Raw genomic sequence first — 15,707 nt, forward strand, 5'->3', positions numbered from 1 at the left:
TTAGTGCCATGAGAGCAGACCACCAACACGGATGTATTGCTCGTCTTCGCGCGTACGCATGGAAAACCCGGCAAGCTCTTTCGTGCGCTCATTGACGGGCACAAAACCACGCTCATCACACTCTCCGCCAAGCGGCGCGATATGAACCGCACACATCAGCCCGTCCGGGTGCTCGGGCGTGCGATAGCACGGCCATCTCGTAATAAGAAGACCGATCATGTAGGCTGCCGAAAGCAGCCCGTAGGCGAGCACCCACTCGAGAGGTGGATTACCTACCTTGAACACTTCCGGGTCTTTCCGCACCCGAATTCCGCCAGCAAGCACCAGCCCTGGCACGGCGCTGTATGCTCGGGTTATCGCGGTGAACGCCGTGGTATCCAGGAGTTTTTGCAATACGGCTGGCTCGTCTAGGTCGCCATGCAATTCACAGCCCATATCCACGGCGAGCCTGATACACGTCGCCCGATAAGAGACACCCGGCCTGCCATACAAAGCAGTAACGGCGCTCTCGGTAATACCGGTTAGTGTTTGGAAGTAGCGTAGGCGTCGCCCGTAAAAATCCTCGACCTTAGCGCGAGCTTGCTCGCGCCAGGACTCTTCGGAGAAATTCCAGTGGCGGAAACTCAACACAGACGGGACCTCGATATCCCAATCGGCCACATGCAAACCCTCAATAACCACCAAGTCAAAAACCGAGCCTGGCTCGGGAAGCACTGCTTGTAGTGTTTTTACCATGGGATTATCTCCAGCCACTCAGCTAGATCCCCCGAAGAGATCTGCGAGGATGCGGGCGGGAAAACCGACTCCCGGGTAAGAATGCCCGGCGACGTGAAAGCCGCTACTTTCAGGCATTCCCCACCAAGCCACGTACCAATACATGTATCCGTGTGGTTCGCGACTATAAGTCCCACAAGCGGGTCAATCTGAGAGTGGGAAACATACATATCCTCACCATCGCTAGCGTTGGGGCCAAACGCCGGGGTCGTGCGATAGGCCAGGCCACACACTAGCCACGGCAAACACCAACCCCATAGTTCCTTGGGGAGTGTGTCGAGGTTGTAGCCCAGGCGAATCTCGCCGCCCTCCACGCGCACCTTGAAATGCTCAAGCACCCGGCACGCTTTATCGAAGCGCTCTTCGGGTATCCCGTCCACGTCGAAAGCTACATACACCCACGGGGCGTGCGCTCGTGCGCCCAATTCTGGTGAATACGCGCCCTCATCGGCGATATTCAAATTCCAGCACTGGATAACAACCGGCTGTCCAAGCTCGTCCACGGCTTCCATCTGGTGCCTACCCGAAAATTTCCAACTGGCCCGGAACCTCTGCGGCTGTCCCTTTATTTGTCGTGGATGGGGCTGTTTTAGAAACTGGTGCAAGAATCCGGTCCAATTCCGACTGGGGGATCCGCCACTGGCCGCCGGGCAGTTGTACTGCGGAAATTCGGCCCGACCTACACCAATTCCACACCGAAGCGCGACTTACGCCGATTGCCTCAGCGAATTCTACTGAAGTCAAAAGACCCATAATCACACCTCATAAGTAAGTTTATTCTGAATAATCTCGATGACTCTATTGTGCAAGTGCGAAAATTTTAAGTCAAGCAAGGAGGTTTCGTAAAAGTAAACCCATTTGGTATCATGGTCTCATGAGTGTTGTTAGTGATTCCTACTTGAGTACCGTTAATACCGATCAGTACATCGGTGAGCGGGTAATGATTTGGCTTAAGCGATGCGGGAAAACGCAGGTGCAACTCGGTGAATATTTAGGCTTGAAAAAAGCGGTTATTAGCCGGAAAGTAAGTGGCCATGTTGGATGGTCTGCTAGGGATTTGGCTTGGACTGCCGCGTTCCTAGGCGTTCCGTTGAGTGAGCTTATGCCGGAAGAATCGGTGGAGATCGCTCAAAAAGAGCGCGACCGCTCGCTAGAGGAAAATGGTAGGCCCCGTGGGATTCGAACCCACAACCCTTGGATTAAAAGTCCAGTGCTCTGACCGTTGGAGCTAGAGGCCCACGAAGTAGTGTAGCGCGCTTTGGCCCGGTGGTAAAAGTAGGGTCGAATTTGTGTGGAAATCCGCATCCCGGAACTCCTTTACGTAATCGGCGGAAAACAGCTCAAAGCCGCACTAAGGCCCGCTTTGAGGTGCGACAATAGAGGAGTGAGCGAGCGCACTGGCGCGCCCCGAGCGAGTGGAGGAAAAATTATGGCTAGCAGTTTTCGCCGTCCGGCCCAGATGAAACCGGACCAGCTCGAGTCGATCGAAGGTGAAGCGGACGTCGCCTACCACAGCGAGCTTGCCCACACCGCGGCCCAGGCGCTGCTGCCCGGCTCCGGTTACCATACCGAAGATCCGGAGGTACGTGCCCGCGTGCTCGACCTCGTCGCCACCGAAGGCATCGACGTCATCGCCGAAGCATGGGCCCGCTCCCCGGAAGACACCCTTCCCGGAATGCTGTGGCGCGGCTACTTGCTGCGCGAATGGTTGCGGCGTTTCCCGAACGACGCCGCCGCGCGGCTCACCGCCGCGCGGGAAAAGCTCGGCTCCCAGGGAGCTGATGGAGTGGAGAAACTGGAGAAAACCCCCACTCTCGGGGAGGTGCAATCCAGCTGGGATGAGGTGTTCGCCGGTTCTTTCGGCGGGGACTTCGCGGAAGTGCTAGCCAGCTCGGCTCGCCTGTGTGACACCCTTGCCGAAGTGGATCCGCTCTGGATCCCTAGTGATGAACACCCGCTGGCCACGCCGGTCACGCGCCGCGATGCTGCGCTGCTGGAAACGGCGCGGGAATTCCGCGCGGCCGGAGCCCGGGCGGTGCGTGGCACGCTTTCCTAGCGGAGCTGTGCCGTTCCGGGAGGGGAGCCGATCTGCATTTGCGGGAAGTGCTCCGTTTCGGTAGCAGCGCTGCCCCGCTCGGGAATTCACGGTCTCGGGGAGGGCGCCCCTCTGGCGGAGGGGCGCTGCGCCGTCGTTCGTTTGCTTGGACGTAACTTTTCTGTCGTAGTGATCGACTACGGTTAAGAGGTAGCAGGAAAAAGGAGCCCTCCTATGAGTATCGTTAGCGGATCACCGCAGCCGGACCAGGCCGCGCTTTTTAATCAGCTCGCCCAGGAATGCTTCGCGGCGGATGGTGTTGTGCCTTTCAGTGAGCAAACCCTTCTTGATATTGCCGCGGGTGCGGAAAGTTCGCGGGTGTGGACTCTCGGGGATCCCGTGGTCGGGGTGGCTCATTCCGGGCGCACCGGGGATGTGGAATTGGCCGTGCGTCCGGAGGCCCGCGGCAAGGGTGCCGGTAAGGAATTGCTGCGCACCGTTCTGGATGCGGGGGAAACCGCGGTGTGGGCACACGGGGATCTGCCCGCCGCGCAGGAACTCGCGGCATCTTCCCAGCTCTACCCAGGGCGTACCCTCCTCGTTTTGGAACGTCCGGTTACGGAAGAAAATCCTGCTCCCGCGCTGTGGACTTTGCCGGGGATCGTACTGGCTCCGGTGGATCCTGCCGCTGATTTGGAGGATATTGCGCGCCTCAATGCGGAGGCTTTTGCAGATCTGCCCGATCAGGGCCAGCTCACCGCGGAGGATCTGCGCGAACGTATGGAAGCGCCCTGGTTCACGCCGGAACTCCTAGTAACGGCGCGCTCCCAAGGTGAACTCGTTGGTTTTGTGTGGCTCAAGCCGAATGTGCTTGGGGGCGGCTCTGGTGCTGCGGGCACGGCTGGCGAATCGGCTGCGGGTGAAGCTAATGCGGCCAGCGAACCGAGCGAAGCGAATGTGCTGGAACTCTACGTTCTCGCGGTGGCACCGGAACACCGCGGCAAGGGCATCGGGAAGCTCCTGACCGCTTGGGCCCTTGTTACCACTGGCTCGCGGGGCTTCTCGCGCTGCATTCTCTACGTTGATGCCGCGAATTCCGCCGCGGTGCACGTCTACGGAAAAGCTGGGTTCACGCAGGCGGAACGGCATGTTCGCTATGAATTGCAACCCGAACCGGCCCTCTCCGCCACCCGTGCTCGCCTGGCGGCCCGGGAGGGTGCCAGCGCTGTGGAACCCACCCCGCACGAAACTTTCCTGCAGGCGGTGCGGCTCGGCTCCCCGGTCTCCACGAAATCCCTCACTGATATGGCTAAGGAATCCCGCAAACTCGCCAAGCGCTCCGCGAAAGCCCCGGAGGAATCCCAGCTTCCCGAAGGTCGTTTCGCGGATCGGGAACTCTCCTGGCTGGCTTTCAATGAGCGGGTGCTGGAGCAGGCAGAGGATGAAACCCTGCCGCTCTTGGAACGCGCCTGGTTCCTCTCCATTTTCTCCTCGAACCTCGATGAGTTCTTCATGGTGCGGGTGGCTGGTCTCAAGCGCCGTATTGATACCGGCATCGGAGTGGTGGCCGCATCCGGCCTCACCCCGCGCCAGGTGATGAAAGGCATCGCGGAACGCACCCATGAACTGACCGCGCGTCAAGCGAAAGTCTATTCGGAGGATATCAAGCCTAAACTCGAAGGCCAGGGCGTTTTCATCCGCCGCTGGAATGAGCTAGATGCGCAGGTACAGCAGCGCTTCTCCAAGCTATTCAAGGATGAGATCTTCCCTGTCCTCACCCCGCTCGCGGTGGATCCCTCCCATCCCTTCCCGTATATCTCAGGTCTGTCCCTCAACCTCGCCGTCGTCCTCAAGGATCGGCGCGGTTCCTCCGCTTTTGCGCGGGTGAAAGTGCCGGATTTGCTCCCGCGTTTCCTCATGATTGGAGAAGATGGCACTGCCTACAGTCCGGAAAACGTTCCGGTGGAGGCCGGTAGCGATATTGAATTCCTGCCCCTGGAGGAACTTATCGGGCACCACCTGGGTGAGCTCTTCCCCGGTATGGATGTGCAGAGCTACGCGACCTTCCGGGTCACCCGTAATGAGGACCTCGAAGTCGAAGAAGATGACGCAGAAAACCTCCTCACCGCGCTGGAACGCGAATTGCTCCGGCGGCGCTTCGGGCCGGTGGTGCGCCTGGAAGTAGATGAGGATATGGATGATGCCACCCTCAGTTTCCTCCAGAAGGAAATGAGCGTGAGCTCCTCTGATACCTACCGCCTACCCGCGCCCTTGGATTTACAATCCCTGGAGCAGCTTCACGATCTGGATCGGCCCGGGCTCAAATACCCCAAGTACGTTCCGGTCACGCCTACGGGGCTCACCGATGCCGAATCGGCCAAACCCGCGGATTTCTTTGCCAAGCTGCGTGATCATGATGTGCTGCTTCACCACCCCTACGAATCTTTCTCCACCTCGGTGCAGCAATTCATTGCCCAGGCAGCCGCGGATCCGCAAGTCCTGGCCATTAAACAAACCCTGTACCGTACGTCGGGGGATTCCCCCATCGTCAATTCGCTCATCCGCGCGGCCCGCGCCGGGAAACAGGTCCTCGCCATCGTGGAGATCAAGGCACGTTTCGATGAGCAGCGCAATATTGAGTGGGCACGCAAGCTAGAGCGCGCCGGGGTCCATGTGGTCTACGGCATGATCGGGCTGAAAACCCACTGCAAGCTCGCACTGGTGGTCCGCCAAGAATCCGATGGCCTGCGCCGCTACTGCCACGTGGGTACCGGCAACTACAACCCGAAAACCGCCCGCGGCTATGAGGATCTGGGCCTGCTCACCTCCAACCGGGATGTAGGCCAGGATCTCACCCGGCTGTTCAACCAGCTTTCCGGCTACTCTCGGCAGGAACGCTTCCACCGGCTCCTCGTGGCGCCCACCGGCATCCGCTCCGGGCTTATCGACCGGATCGAACGCGAAATTGAAAACAAGAACGCCGGCAAACCCGCGTGGGTGAAATTCAAAGTCAACTCCATCGTGGACGAAGCCATGATCGACGCCCTCTACCGGGCCAGCCAAGCTGGTGTGAAAGTCAGCATCCAGGTGCGCGGAATCTGCGCCCTGCGTGCCGGCATCCCCGGGCTCTCGGATAACATCAAGGCTCGTTCCATTCTGGGGCGCTACCTCGAGCACTCGCGTATCTACGCGTTCTGTAACGACGGCGACGCGGATGTCTTCATCGGCTCCGCCGATCTCATGCATCGCAACCTAGATCGGCGTATCGAAGCCCTTATCAAGATCACGGATCCGGATATGGTGGATCGCCTGGTAGAGCTTGTGGATGTTGCCACCGCGGATACCACCAGCTCGTGGCACTTGGGCCCGGACGGGTGGGTGCGTCACAACCTCAGCCCGAAGGGCCGCCCGCTCGTCGATATCCAGGAGCTGCTCATGAAGCAGGCACGCTCACGCGTGGCAGGAGGGGACTAGAAAACCTGGGCCGCCCCGGCCCGCCGGCAGCGGTCCGGCCCAGAATCTGCCGGGTAAGCCGCGGCCAGGGCCTCGCGGGACAACCGCGGGTGCGCACATATCCGTAACGACTATGCCGAAGGGGGAGTGATGGGCAGCGTTCATGCTGCGGGTGCCGTTGTATGGCGCAAAAAAGCAGGCGAATTCCAGGTGCTACTCGTACGCCGGGATAGCTATAAAGACTGGTCTTTCCCCAAGGGTAAATACAAGCCCGGCGAAGGCCCGCGCATGGCAGCCGTACGGGAAGTCTACGAAGAAACCGGCGAATATATCGCCCTGCAGCGCCCCCTGCCCTCCATTGGCTACACCCTCTCCTCGGGGAAAAAGAAACGGGTCTTTTACTGGGTGGCCCGCCCGCTCACACCGCGCTCCCGGCCAGTCGCCGCCCGCCCGGAATTCCCCAAGGCCCACCCCGGCGAAATCACCCGATCACGCTGGATGAACGCGGAAACCGCCCTCGAAAAACTCAGTTATAAAGACGAACGCGCCATGCTCAAACGCGTCCTGAAATATTGGGAACGCGGGGAACTCACCACCCGTGCGGTGCTGCTAGTGCGCCACGCCCGCGCCCAAAAACGCTCGGCCTGGAACGGAAGTGAAAAAACCCGGCCCCTCACCCCGCACGGAGCCGCGCGGGCTCGCACCATCAGCGCGGTGCTCAGCGTATACGGCGTGGACCGGCTCGTTTCCTCCCCCTGGCAGCGCTGCACCGCCACCATCGCCCCCTACGCGCAGGCTTCCGGAGTTTCCCTCACCTGCGTCGCCGCACTCACCGAACACTCCCACGCGAAGAACCCCGGCGGAGTGCGTAAAACCATCGAAGGGGTACTAACAGACAGCGGCGCTCCCGCGGCGGTCAGCTTGCATCGCCCCACCTTGAGCACAGTTATCGACGTCGTTAAAAAACACGGCGGCCACCACGTGCGCGAAAAGCTCCCCGAGGAAGATCCCTACCTCAAAACCGGAGAAATCCTCGTCGTCCATATGAAAGACAAGCACGCGGTAGACGTCGAGCGCTTCCGCCCCGTCCACACCGAGCTTTAGCGACCGTGTGTCTAGCGGCCAGCGTGCAGGCTGTTCCCGTGAGCGTGCCCTGTGTACCCCGTGTGCCCAACGGGCCCGCACAGCCAGCCACATACCCAGAGCGCTCTGTGAGACATGCTACAAGCTCGTTAACCTTCTGTTTACCTCCGGTGCGGGTCACCGTAACCCACGCTTCCTAGGCTCGAACCAGCGAGCGCCGAAACGGGCGTTCCTGAACACGCAAGGATTAAACAGTGAAGACCATGAAGATCTCGGCACTTGCGGGTGCCACCGCTCTTGCTCTGACCCTTTCCGCCTGTGGTGGGGACGCAACGACTTCTGCCACCACCGAAGCCGCCAAGGGGGACACCACCACCCAGGCCGCGGATAGCGGCTCGAACCTCTCGGGTACTATCTCCGGTTCCGGTGCCTCCTCGCAGCAGAAGGCGCAGCAGGCCTGGCGCGATAACTTCACCATTGCGAACTCGGGCGTGACCGTCAATTACGAGCCCACCGGCTCGGGCACCGGCCGCCAGCAGTTCCTCTCCGGCCAGGTGCAGTACGCTGGCACGGATTCGGCCCTCAAGGCCGAAGAACTTACCAAGGTCTCCAACGCCTGCAAGACCGATGTGGCCGTGGAACTGCCCGTCTACATTTCCCCCATCGCGATCGCTGTGAACCTCGAAGGCGTCAAGGAGCTCAAGCTCGATGCTCCCACCATCGCGAAGATCTTCTCCGGCCAGATTGAGAAGTGGAACGACCCGGCGATTGCCGCCACCAACTCCGGCGTCAAGCTTCCTGACGAAACCATTATTCCGATCCACCGCGCGGAAAAGTCCGGCACCACCGGTAACTTCCAGTCCTACCTGGAAGAAGCTGCCCCCGAAGTCTGGACCTACGGCTCGGAAGAAACCTGGCCGATCCAGGGCGGTCAGTCCGCCGAATCCACCTCCGGCGTGGTCCAGCTGGCGCTTTCCACCCCGAACTCGATCATCTACGCCGACTACTCCCAGATTGAAACCCTCACCCCGGTGAAGGTCAAGGTTGGCGATGAGTTCATCGGTCCCGAACCGGAAGCCGCCGCCCGCGTGGTGGATGACTCCCCGGCCGCCGAAGGCGCCACAGATACCCTCCTCAACAAGGACCTCAAGCGTGACGGCTCCGTCAAGGGTGCCTACCCGGTCGTCATGCTCTCCTACCTCATCGGCTGCCAGGAATACAAGGATGCCTCCACCGGTGAACTGGTCAAGGCGTTCTTCACCTACGTCGTCTCTGAAGAGGGCCAGAAGGCCGCCTTCGCCGCCAACGGTGGTAACGCCCCGATTTCGGAAACCCTGCGCACGCAGGCCATGGCCGTTATCGATACCATCAAGTAAACACCGGTTAGACAACCGAATACCTCTATCTGAAAGTCGATATGACTGAACGAGATAACGCAGCCGGGGAGGTTCTTGAGCGTAACGCTCAGGAAACCTCCCCGGAGGTGGGTCAGACTGCAGTGCCGGCCCGCCCGAGCAAACGCGCGCGTCGCCGCGTTGCAGACACTACCTTCAACGGCCTGGCCATCGGTGCTGGAGCATTCATCATCCTCATCCTGGGTGCCGTTTTCATCTTCCTGCTCCTCGAGTCATATCCGGCATTCATTGCCGGTAAGGAAGAAATCTCAGGGACAGCAGATTTCACGAAGGGGATGGGATTCTGGCAGTACGCCGGGGCAGCCCTCTTCGGCACCGTGCTTTCCGCACTCCTGGCTCTCGCCCTTGCTGTGCCCTTCGCGGTGGCGATTGCGCTGTTCATTTCGCATTTCGCACACCGGCGCTTCGCCTCCGTCCTCGGTTACATCATTGACCTGCTCGCGGCCATTCCCTCGGTGGTTTTCGGCCTGTGGGGCATCCGCACTCTCGAACCGATTGTGCGTCCCGTTTTCGAATGGGTCTCCAATGTGCTCACCCCGCCCCTCCAGTGGTGGGTGGATCACGTTCCCTTCATGGGTGAAGAAGGCGGACTGGCCCAATTCGACTGGTGGCCCCTGCAGCCCAGCCTGGTGGCTTTCACTCCGCCGGCCCGTAACATCATGATGGGCGGCCTGGTACTGGCCATTATGATCCTCCCGATTATCACCTCGCTGTGCCGTGAAGTGTTCCTCCAGACGCCGAAGCTGCTGGAAGAAGCGGCCCTTGGCCTGGGCGCCACCCGCTGGGAAATGATCAAGATGACTGTGCTCCCGGTGGGGCGTTCCGGTATCGTTTCCGCGGCTATGCTGGGCCTGGGGCGCGCCCTGGGCGAAACGATGGCGCTCCTTATGGTGCTCTCGGCGGGTCTGCAGGTGAACTTCAACCTCTTCTCCCCGGGCCAGCACTCCACCATCGCCTCCCAGATCGCCCTGAACTTCCCTGAAGCTCATCCCGGTCTGCAGCGCCAGGTCCTTATCGGTATCGGCCTCATGCTCTTCGCCCTGACCTTCGTGGTCAACTGGTTGGCGCGGCGCGTTCTGGCCCGGTACGCAGAATTCTCAGGAGCGAATGCCTAATGAGTACTGACGTGACACAGACCCCCGCCAGCCAACCCGACGGCGGAGCGCACGCTATTCCGGTCGAGCCGGCTGTCAGCGAAGGCACGCCGATCTTCGCCTCCGAATACGGGCGCCTGCCCAAGTTCTTCAACTGGGCCGTGCTCATCGTGTGCATGCTGGCTTCCTGGCTACTTTTCCACTTCGGTTTCAAAGCGGATTCACTTTTCGGCGCGGTCCTCGTGGGACTCCTTGTCTTCTTCCTCGTTATCCGCATTGTCGGGTACGCGGTAGAAGGCCCGCGCCGCGGCGCCAACCGCATGGCAACCGTGCTCATCACCAGTGCTTTTGCGCTCGCGGTTCTTCCACTGCTCTCGCTGCTGTACACGGTGATCGTGGAAGCCCTTCCGGTTCTCAGCTACTCCTTCCTCAATAATTCCACCCTCGGCATGTCCCTGCCCGGCGCTCAGCCCGGTCTCGGCCACGCCATCGTGGGCACGCTCATTATTACCGGCATTACGGCGCTCATCGCCATTCCGCTCGGTGTTCTGACGGCCATCTACCTGGTGGAATACAATAGGGGCGGCTGGTTCGGGCGCTCGGTGACCTTCCTGGTCGATATCATGACGGGCATCCCTTCTATCGTGGCCGGTCTCTTTGCCGCGGCGATTGTTCCGGTGCTCGCCCCCGCGCTCGGGTTCCGCAATGGCATCATGGGCGCCGTCGCCCTTGTTGTTCTTATGACGCCGATCGTGGTGCGCAATACCGAAGAAATGCTGCGCATCGTCTCCAATGAATTGCGCGAAGCGTCCTACGCGCTGGGAGTGACGAAGTCCCGCACTATTATCAAGGTGGTGCTGCGGACCGCGCTGCCGGGTATTGTTTCCGGCTGCGTGATCGCCATCGCCCGCGTGATCGGCGAATCGGCCCCGCTGATGATTACCGCCTCCGTCTCGGACACGTTCAACTATTCCTTGTTCAACGGTCCGATGATGACGTTGCCGGTCTTCGTTTACTCGCAGTTCAAGGCCAATAACCTCGATCTGGCCTGGGGCGGCGCGCTCGTCTTGGTGTTTATCGTGCTGGTATTCAACTTGCTGGCGCGCTTGATTGCTCATATCTTCGCCCCGAAGGGCCGCTAAAGCGGCAGCCGAAAGGAAAAACAGTGCCTCAGGGAATTAGTGTTCGTAACGAGAACATCTACTACGGTGATTTCCTCGCCGTGGAGAACGTCAATGTGGATATTAAGCCGAATTCGGTGACCGCGCTCATCGGGCCGTCCGGTTGCGGCAAGTCCACCTTCTTGCGTTCCCTCAACCGTATGCATGAAGTGATCGACGGCGCATACGTGACCGGCGACGTCTTCATCGACGGTAATAATATCTACGGCCCCGGCGTGGACCCGGTAACCGTCCGCCAGCACGTGGGCATGGTCTTCCAGCGTGCCAATCCCTTCCCCACCATGTCGATTCGTGACAATGTGCTGGCGGGGATGCGGCTCAATTCGCAGAAGATCAAGAAGTCCGATGCGGATGAGATCGTGGAGCGTTCGCTGCGCGGCTCCAACCTCTGGGAAGAAGTGAAGGACCGCCTCGATAAGCCGGGTTCTTCGCTTTCCGGCGGCCAGCAGCAGCGCCTGTGCATTGCCCGGGCCATCGCGGTCAAGCCCGAGGTGCTCCTCATGGACGAACCGTGTTCGGCCCTCGACCCGATTTCCACCCTCGCGATTGAGGACCTCATGAACAGCCTCAAAGAGGAATACACAATCGTAATCGTGACGCACAATATGCAGCAGGCTGCGCGCGTCTCGGAAATGACCGGCTTCTTCAATATTGCCGGGACCGGCAAGCCCGGGCACCTCGTGGAGTTCGACCAGACGGAGAAGATTTTCTCCAACCCGACCCATAAGGAAACCGAAGATTACGTCTCCGGGCGTTTCGGTTAAACACCGGCTAAATCTTAGCTGTTTACCTTGCGAACTGTGCCGCGCGGGAATGATCCTGCGCGGCACAGTTATGTTGTGGATGCTATATAAGTACGACGACGCCGCACCGGCCCGCCGCCTCACCTCTGTGCAGCGTGCGCGTGGTGTGGTGCTCGCCCGCGGGGTTAGCGCGGGCCGGGCGGAGATGCGTAAATACGTCTAGATCAGTACCAGGCGCAGCAACCACGTAGCAACCGCTGCCAGGGCACCGGCGGCCGGGATCGTGAGGATCCAAGCGGTGGCAATGTTACCGGCCACGGACCAGCGCACTGCCGAACGTCGCTTCGTGGCACCGACCCCCATGATGGCGCAGGTGATGGTATGCGTGGTGGAAATCGGGGCGGCCCATACAAACGCCGTCGTATAAAGAACGCTGGCGGCTACACTTTCCGCAACGAAACCGCGAGCCGGATCCAAATCAATAATTTTTGAGCCGAGCGTCTTCATAATGCGGAAACCGCCGGTCGCGGTCCCCAAAGAAATCGCGGCGGCCGCGGCCAGTTTCACCCAGGTGGGGATGCCGTCTTCAAGATTGTGGAAACCGCCGGCCGTGAGGGCCAGCACGATCACGCCCATTGTTTTCTGGGCGTCCTGGAGGCCGTGCCCGAGGGCCACCATGGCAGCGGAAACCGTCTGGGCGTAACGGAAGCGATGCATAGTGGTGTGGTAGGGAGCCTCCGTGAGGAGGCGCAGCACCACTTTCATAATGAGATAGGCCAGCAGGAAACCAACCGCGGGGGAAACGATCATCGGCACCACCACACGGTCGAAAATAACCGTCCAATGCACGGTGGCCAGGGAGGCGATACCGGCGCCGGCCAGCCCGCCGATAAGCGCATGCGAAGAAGAAGAGGGCAGCCCGCGCCACCAGGTAATAAGATTCCAGCCAATCGCGCCGGCCAGTCCGCCGAGTACCAGGGTGAGGCCGGTTATTTTTTCCAGCTCGGTAATATCAACGATGCCGGAGCCGATTGTTTCGGCTACTTTCGTGCCGAGCATCGCGCCGAGGAAGTTCATGACGGCTGCCATCGCGAGGGCCACCCCGGGGGTCAATGCACGGGTGGCTACCGAGGTGGCGATGGCATTCGCGGCGTCGTGAAAACCGTTAGTGAAGTCAAAAATGAGGCTAATGACGACGACGGTGCCCACCAAAAAGAGCAACTCGGACAAAATCAGGACTCCTTGAGGGCAATACGCTCGACCACGGCGGCGAGCGTCTCGAAAGCGTCGACGGTGTCCTCGAGAGTGTCCACAACCAGTTTGACGCGCAGCAATTCAATGGCATCGGTGGCGTTCTCAAAGAGCGAGGCGAGAGTGGAACGGTAGAGGGAATCGCCCTTGTTTTCCAGCTGGTTAATTTCCACCCAGTATTCGCGAGTATCCGGGGAAGTGGGGTTGAAATGCGCGAGAATATCCGAGGAGAGGCGGGCGCAGGTCTTGAGAATATCCACCACCGTCGGCGCGCTATCGGGGAGGGTGAGGGGGCGCATAAAGGCCACGTTTTCCCCGACCTCGTCCATGAGGTCCACGCAATTATCGATAGCGGTGGTGAGGGCATAAAGATCCTCCCTGTCGAAAGGGAGGACGAAAGACCTATTTACCACTTTGAGGAGTGCGTGATTTGACTCATCTGCATTGTTTTCGATGGTGTGCAGCTGCTGTTGCAACTCTCCGCGCTCGTGAACCGGTGCGGTCATGAGCTGCGCGAGGCCCGCGGCGGCAATGGGAAGATGCGCCGCCTGGGCGCCAATAAGGTCGAAAACCCGCGTGGAACGCGAGAATTTAGAGAATAACCCCACGTGAATTCCTCGTTTCGGGGACATGAACAATCGATGAACGACTCGTTTCAAGGATAGTTCATTACGGGGCGAAACGTGTATTGCGCGGCGGTGAGATCGGGCAAGAAAAGGGTGCCGGACCTGAGAGCGCCTGACGGCGCGAATGCCGCTCGTAGCGGCGCTAGTTGGAGCCCGGGGCTTTCAAGGTCCGGCACCGTGGCTTCAGAATAACAAGAGCACGGGCAATCGGAAACTTTTCCTCGGACTTTCGGGCCAAGCGTGAAAAATGAAGACTTTTTCGCTCCGACGTGGGAAAATATCACTAGCTATGGGCTCCGGCCGCCGCGGGTCGCGCGTGCCCGGATCTTTGGGCGGCACCCGGCCGGGGCGGGTAACCTGAGCATATGGTCTTTGCAATCCCTGAAAATCTCAGCCCGGAAACCTATCCGATGGCGTGGCTCGTTGATACCTGGCGCGGCGCTGGCCTTCTCGAATACGAAGGTGTGGACGCGGCCGGTTACCTTCACGAATTGCGCATCGATAATGATGACCACGGCCCCTACCTGCGGTTGCGCTCCGCGACCTGGCTTTCCCAAGAGCCGGCCGGGGCGGTGGATCGCGAAGTCCCCGGCGGGCGGATGTACGCGGCCCTCACCAAAGGCCAGCTGTGGTCCAGCTTCGAAGGCTACCTGCGCGTTTCCCCGAATAACCTCCAGGGGACGGAGGGGCGTTTCGTGCTGGAGGGAATGATTGCCACTTCCGCCGGCCACGCCATGACCTGGGCCGGTTTCATTAAGGGCCCGCAATTCCAGATCGTCGCGGACGCCATCGCCGCCACCCCCACCGCCGCGAGCTATACCGGCGGCCAAATCATGGGTGGCTACGTGGAATCGGAGCTTTTCTACGCTTACGATATGGCCGCCTTCGGGGTTCCGATGCGCAGCTACATGGCCGGCCGCCTCCAGCGCCAGAGCGATTGCCCGGAAGCGGAGCCGAAGTCTGCGCCATCCGAAGCGCAACCGGAATCGTGAAACCCAGCCCGCTGCTGCGCTGGCCCGGTGCGGTTCCCGGGGTAGGGGACACGGCCGGGGTGGCTGCTTTTTACACCAATCCCTATGTGGAGCAGCGCGAGCTGGAGGCCGGGCGCGGCTTCGTGGACCTCTCGCACTGGCGGGTGCTGCGCGGCGCCGGCAGGGCTTGCCCGGGTGCTGATCGGGCCTGCGAAGTGCTGGAATGCGATAGCCGGGGGCGGATTCGTGGTGCTCTGCTGCGCTGTGCGGGTAGTCGTGAAGATGTTTTCTTGAGTCCACCGGGTGGGATCCATTCCACTATGTGCCCGGCCAGCTATATCGCGATAGGTACGACGACGCAGGGAGCCGAGCGCCTCCGTGCGGCCATGCACGGTCGGCCGGGGCTATCCGCTGTTTTCTGGGAAGACTGGTGGCCGGATAGCGATATTGTGATCCTCCTGGTCGAGGATATTGAGGTACTTGCCCGGGCCGGGCAAGCGGCCGGCATGAGCCCGGTAGGTTTATTTGCCTGGGATGCGCATCGGGCCGCGGCGCGCCGCCCGGATCCGTTCCGGGCGGCGCGCGCCGGGGCGGGCCCGACTGAGATATACGGACCTGGGATAGCGGGCAGCTGCGCATCCCGGGAAGTAAGCACTCGCGAATCCGGAGAAGCGAGTACCCGCCAGCTCGGCGGTGCCGGGCGGAGCCTGGCCTGCTTATATTTGGAAGGCCCGGACGCGGCCGACTTACCCGAGGCTGGCACGCCGGTACTCGCGGAGCGGTCCGATGCGGTGAGTGCGGGTGGGGCGAGCGGGATTGCGGCGGTCGAAACGGAAACGAATCAGCCCGAGGGGGTGGTTGTGGGCCCGGTGCTGTCGGCGGTGCGGCATTGGGAAGAAGGTCCGCTTGCCCTCGCGCTGATCAGGGAGCCAGCGGCGCTGGGCGCGGTGCGGGTAGGGGAATTCCGCTGCGGCGTCGAACCTATTCCTCTGCCTACGCACGCTCCCGTTGTGGTGACCATTCGTGAAAGCGGCGAAAAAGTGTCGTAGGCCGTGACTAGAATGAGGGCGAGCACCACGCT

15 protein-coding genes and 1 tRNA gene are annotated in these 15,707 nt (G+C 60.7%); 10 read left to right on the forward strand and 6 right to left on the reverse strand.

All coding sequences use genetic code 11. The features are described from left to right. The 4 genes from HMPREF9237_RS03010 to HMPREF9237_RS03025 form a co-directional block, all read right to left on the reverse strand. Positions 1–753 carry a hypothetical protein gene (locus tag HMPREF9237_RS03010; RefSeq protein ID WP_231366656.1) on the reverse strand — a complete coding sequence of 251 codons (753 nt, stop codon included), beginning with the start codon at positions 751–753 and terminating at the stop codon, positions 1–3. Further along, on the reverse strand, positions 729–1,277 hold the full coding sequence (locus tag HMPREF9237_RS03015) for a hypothetical protein (RefSeq protein WP_155875807.1): 549 nt from the start codon (positions 1,275–1,277) through the stop codon (positions 729–731). Before HMPREF9237_RS03015 ends, HMPREF9237_RS03010 begins: the two co-directional genes overlap by 25 nt. Positions 1,278–1,293: 16 nt before the next feature. Beyond that, positions 1,294–1,527, reverse strand: coding sequence for a helix-turn-helix domain-containing protein (locus tag HMPREF9237_RS09885; RefSeq protein WP_039898247.1), 234 nt, complete (start codon positions 1,525–1,527; stop codon positions 1,294–1,296). Between the two features lie 408 nt (positions 1,528–1,935). Beyond that, positions 1,936–2,012 (reverse strand) — tRNA-Lys (locus tag HMPREF9237_RS03025). A gap of 191 nt (positions 2,013–2,203) precedes the next feature. On the opposite strand from HMPREF9237_RS03025, the gene HMPREF9237_RS03030 reads away from it, so the two are divergent. The 8 genes from HMPREF9237_RS03030 to HMPREF9237_RS09805 all read left to right on the forward strand — a co-directional run bounded on the left by HMPREF9237_RS03030 (position 2,204) and on the right by HMPREF9237_RS09805 (position 12,001). Then, positions 2,204–2,830, forward strand: coding sequence for a hypothetical protein (locus HMPREF9237_RS03030; RefSeq protein ID WP_016442257.1), 627 nt, complete (start codon positions 2,204–2,206; stop codon positions 2,828–2,830). Between the two features lie 213 nt (positions 2,831–3,043). Next, positions 3,044–6,283 (forward strand): RNA degradosome polyphosphate kinase, encoded by a 3,240-nt coding sequence (locus tag HMPREF9237_RS03035; protein WP_016442258.1) that lies wholly within the window; start codon positions 3,044–3,046, stop codon positions 6,281–6,283. A 129-nt stretch (positions 6,284–6,412) separates the two neighbouring features. Then, positions 6,413–7,366, forward strand: a complete 954-nt coding sequence (locus HMPREF9237_RS03040) for an NUDIX hydrolase (protein ID WP_016442259.1) — start codon at positions 6,413–6,415, stop codon at positions 7,364–7,366. Between the two features lie 242 nt (positions 7,367–7,608). After that, positions 7,609–8,721, forward strand: coding sequence for a phosphate ABC transporter substrate-binding protein PstS (pstS, locus tag HMPREF9237_RS03045; RefSeq protein ID WP_039898602.1), 1,113 nt, complete (start codon positions 7,609–7,611; stop codon positions 8,719–8,721). A gap of 41 nt (positions 8,722–8,762) precedes the next feature. Further along, entirely contained in the window at positions 8,763–9,875 is a 1,113-nt protein-coding gene (gene pstC, locus HMPREF9237_RS03050; protein ID WP_016442261.1) for a phosphate ABC transporter permease subunit PstC, read from the forward strand. An 11-nt stretch (positions 9,876–9,886) separates the two neighbouring features. Further along, positions 9,887–10,996 carry a phosphate ABC transporter permease PstA gene (gene pstA / locus HMPREF9237_RS03055; protein WP_231366658.1) on the forward strand — a complete coding sequence of 370 codons (1,110 nt, stop codon included), beginning with the start codon at positions 9,887–9,889 and terminating at the stop codon, positions 10,994–10,996. A 23-nt stretch (positions 10,997–11,019) separates the two neighbouring features. Further along, the gene (pstB, locus tag HMPREF9237_RS03060; protein ID WP_016442263.1) at positions 11,020–11,799 is read left to right on the forward strand and encodes a phosphate ABC transporter ATP-binding protein PstB; all 780 of its coding nucleotides are present in this window, start codon (positions 11,020–11,022) and stop codon (positions 11,797–11,799) included. Positions 11,800–11,869: 70 nt separating this feature from the next. After that, entirely contained in the window at positions 11,870–12,001 is a 132-nt protein-coding gene (locus HMPREF9237_RS09805) for a hypothetical protein (protein ID WP_269208111.1), read from the forward strand. Here the strand turns inward: HMPREF9237_RS09805 and HMPREF9237_RS03065 are convergent. Together HMPREF9237_RS03065 and HMPREF9237_RS03070 are read right to left on the reverse strand one after the other, a co-directional pair. After that, positions 11,998–13,008: an inorganic phosphate transporter gene (locus HMPREF9237_RS03065; protein ID WP_016442265.1), complete on the reverse strand. Its 1,011-nt coding sequence runs from the start codon at positions 13,006–13,008 to the stop codon at positions 11,998–12,000. The two genes, HMPREF9237_RS09805 and HMPREF9237_RS03065, sit on opposite strands and share 4 nt — an antisense overlap. Positions 13,009–13,010: 2 nt before the next feature. Beyond that, a complete protein-coding gene (locus HMPREF9237_RS03070; protein WP_016442266.1) occupies positions 13,011–13,637 on the reverse strand; it encodes a DUF47 domain-containing protein in 627 nt (208 codons plus the stop codon). Positions 13,638–14,020: 383 nt separating this feature from the next. Between HMPREF9237_RS03070 and HMPREF9237_RS03075 the strand changes: the two genes are divergently transcribed. Further along, positions 14,021–14,647 carry an FABP family protein gene (locus HMPREF9237_RS03075; protein ID WP_016442267.1) on the forward strand — a complete coding sequence of 209 codons (627 nt, stop codon included), beginning with the start codon at positions 14,021–14,023 and terminating at the stop codon, positions 14,645–14,647. Next, the gene (locus HMPREF9237_RS03080; RefSeq protein WP_016442268.1) at positions 14,644–15,675 is read left to right on the forward strand and encodes a hypothetical protein; all 1,032 of its coding nucleotides are present in this window, start codon (positions 14,644–14,646) and stop codon (positions 15,673–15,675) included. The genes HMPREF9237_RS03075 and HMPREF9237_RS03080 overlap by 4 nt, the downstream gene beginning before the upstream one ends. Positions 15,676–15,707: the final 32 nt, after the last annotated feature.

This window comes from Actinotignum schaalii FB123-CNA-2 (assembly GCF_000411135.1).
GTDB classification, from domain to species: Bacteria; Actinomycetota; Actinomycetes; order Actinomycetales; family Actinomycetaceae; genus Actinotignum; species Actinotignum schaalii_A.

Coding starts and splice junctions, on each gene's coding strand:
- HMPREF9237_RS03075 (WP_016442267.1), top strand. CDS start 14,021: ATGGTCTTTGCAATCCCTGAAAATCTCAGCCCGGAAACCTATCCGATG.
- HMPREF9237_RS03030 (WP_016442257.1), top strand. CDS start 2,204: ATGGCTAGCAGTTTTCGCCGTCCGGCCCAGATGAAACCGGACCAGCTC.
- pstC (WP_016442261.1), top strand. CDS start 8,763: ATGACTGAACGAGATAACGCAGCCGGGGAGGTTCTTGAGCGTAACGCT.
- HMPREF9237_RS09885 (WP_039898247.1), bottom strand. CDS start 1,527: ATGGGTCTTTTGACTTCAGTAGAATTCGCTGAGGCAATCGGCGTAAGT.
- pstS (WP_039898602.1), top strand. CDS start 7,609: ATGAAGATCTCGGCACTTGCGGGTGCCACCGCTCTTGCTCTGACCCTT.
- HMPREF9237_RS03040 (WP_016442259.1), top strand. CDS start 6,413: ATGGGCAGCGTTCATGCTGCGGGTGCCGTTGTATGGCGCAAAAAAGCA.
- HMPREF9237_RS09805 (WP_269208111.1), top strand. CDS start 11,870: ATGTTGTGGATGCTATATAAGTACGACGACGCCGCACCGGCCCGCCGC.
- HMPREF9237_RS03035 (WP_016442258.1), top strand. CDS start 3,044: ATGAGTATCGTTAGCGGATCACCGCAGCCGGACCAGGCCGCGCTTTTT.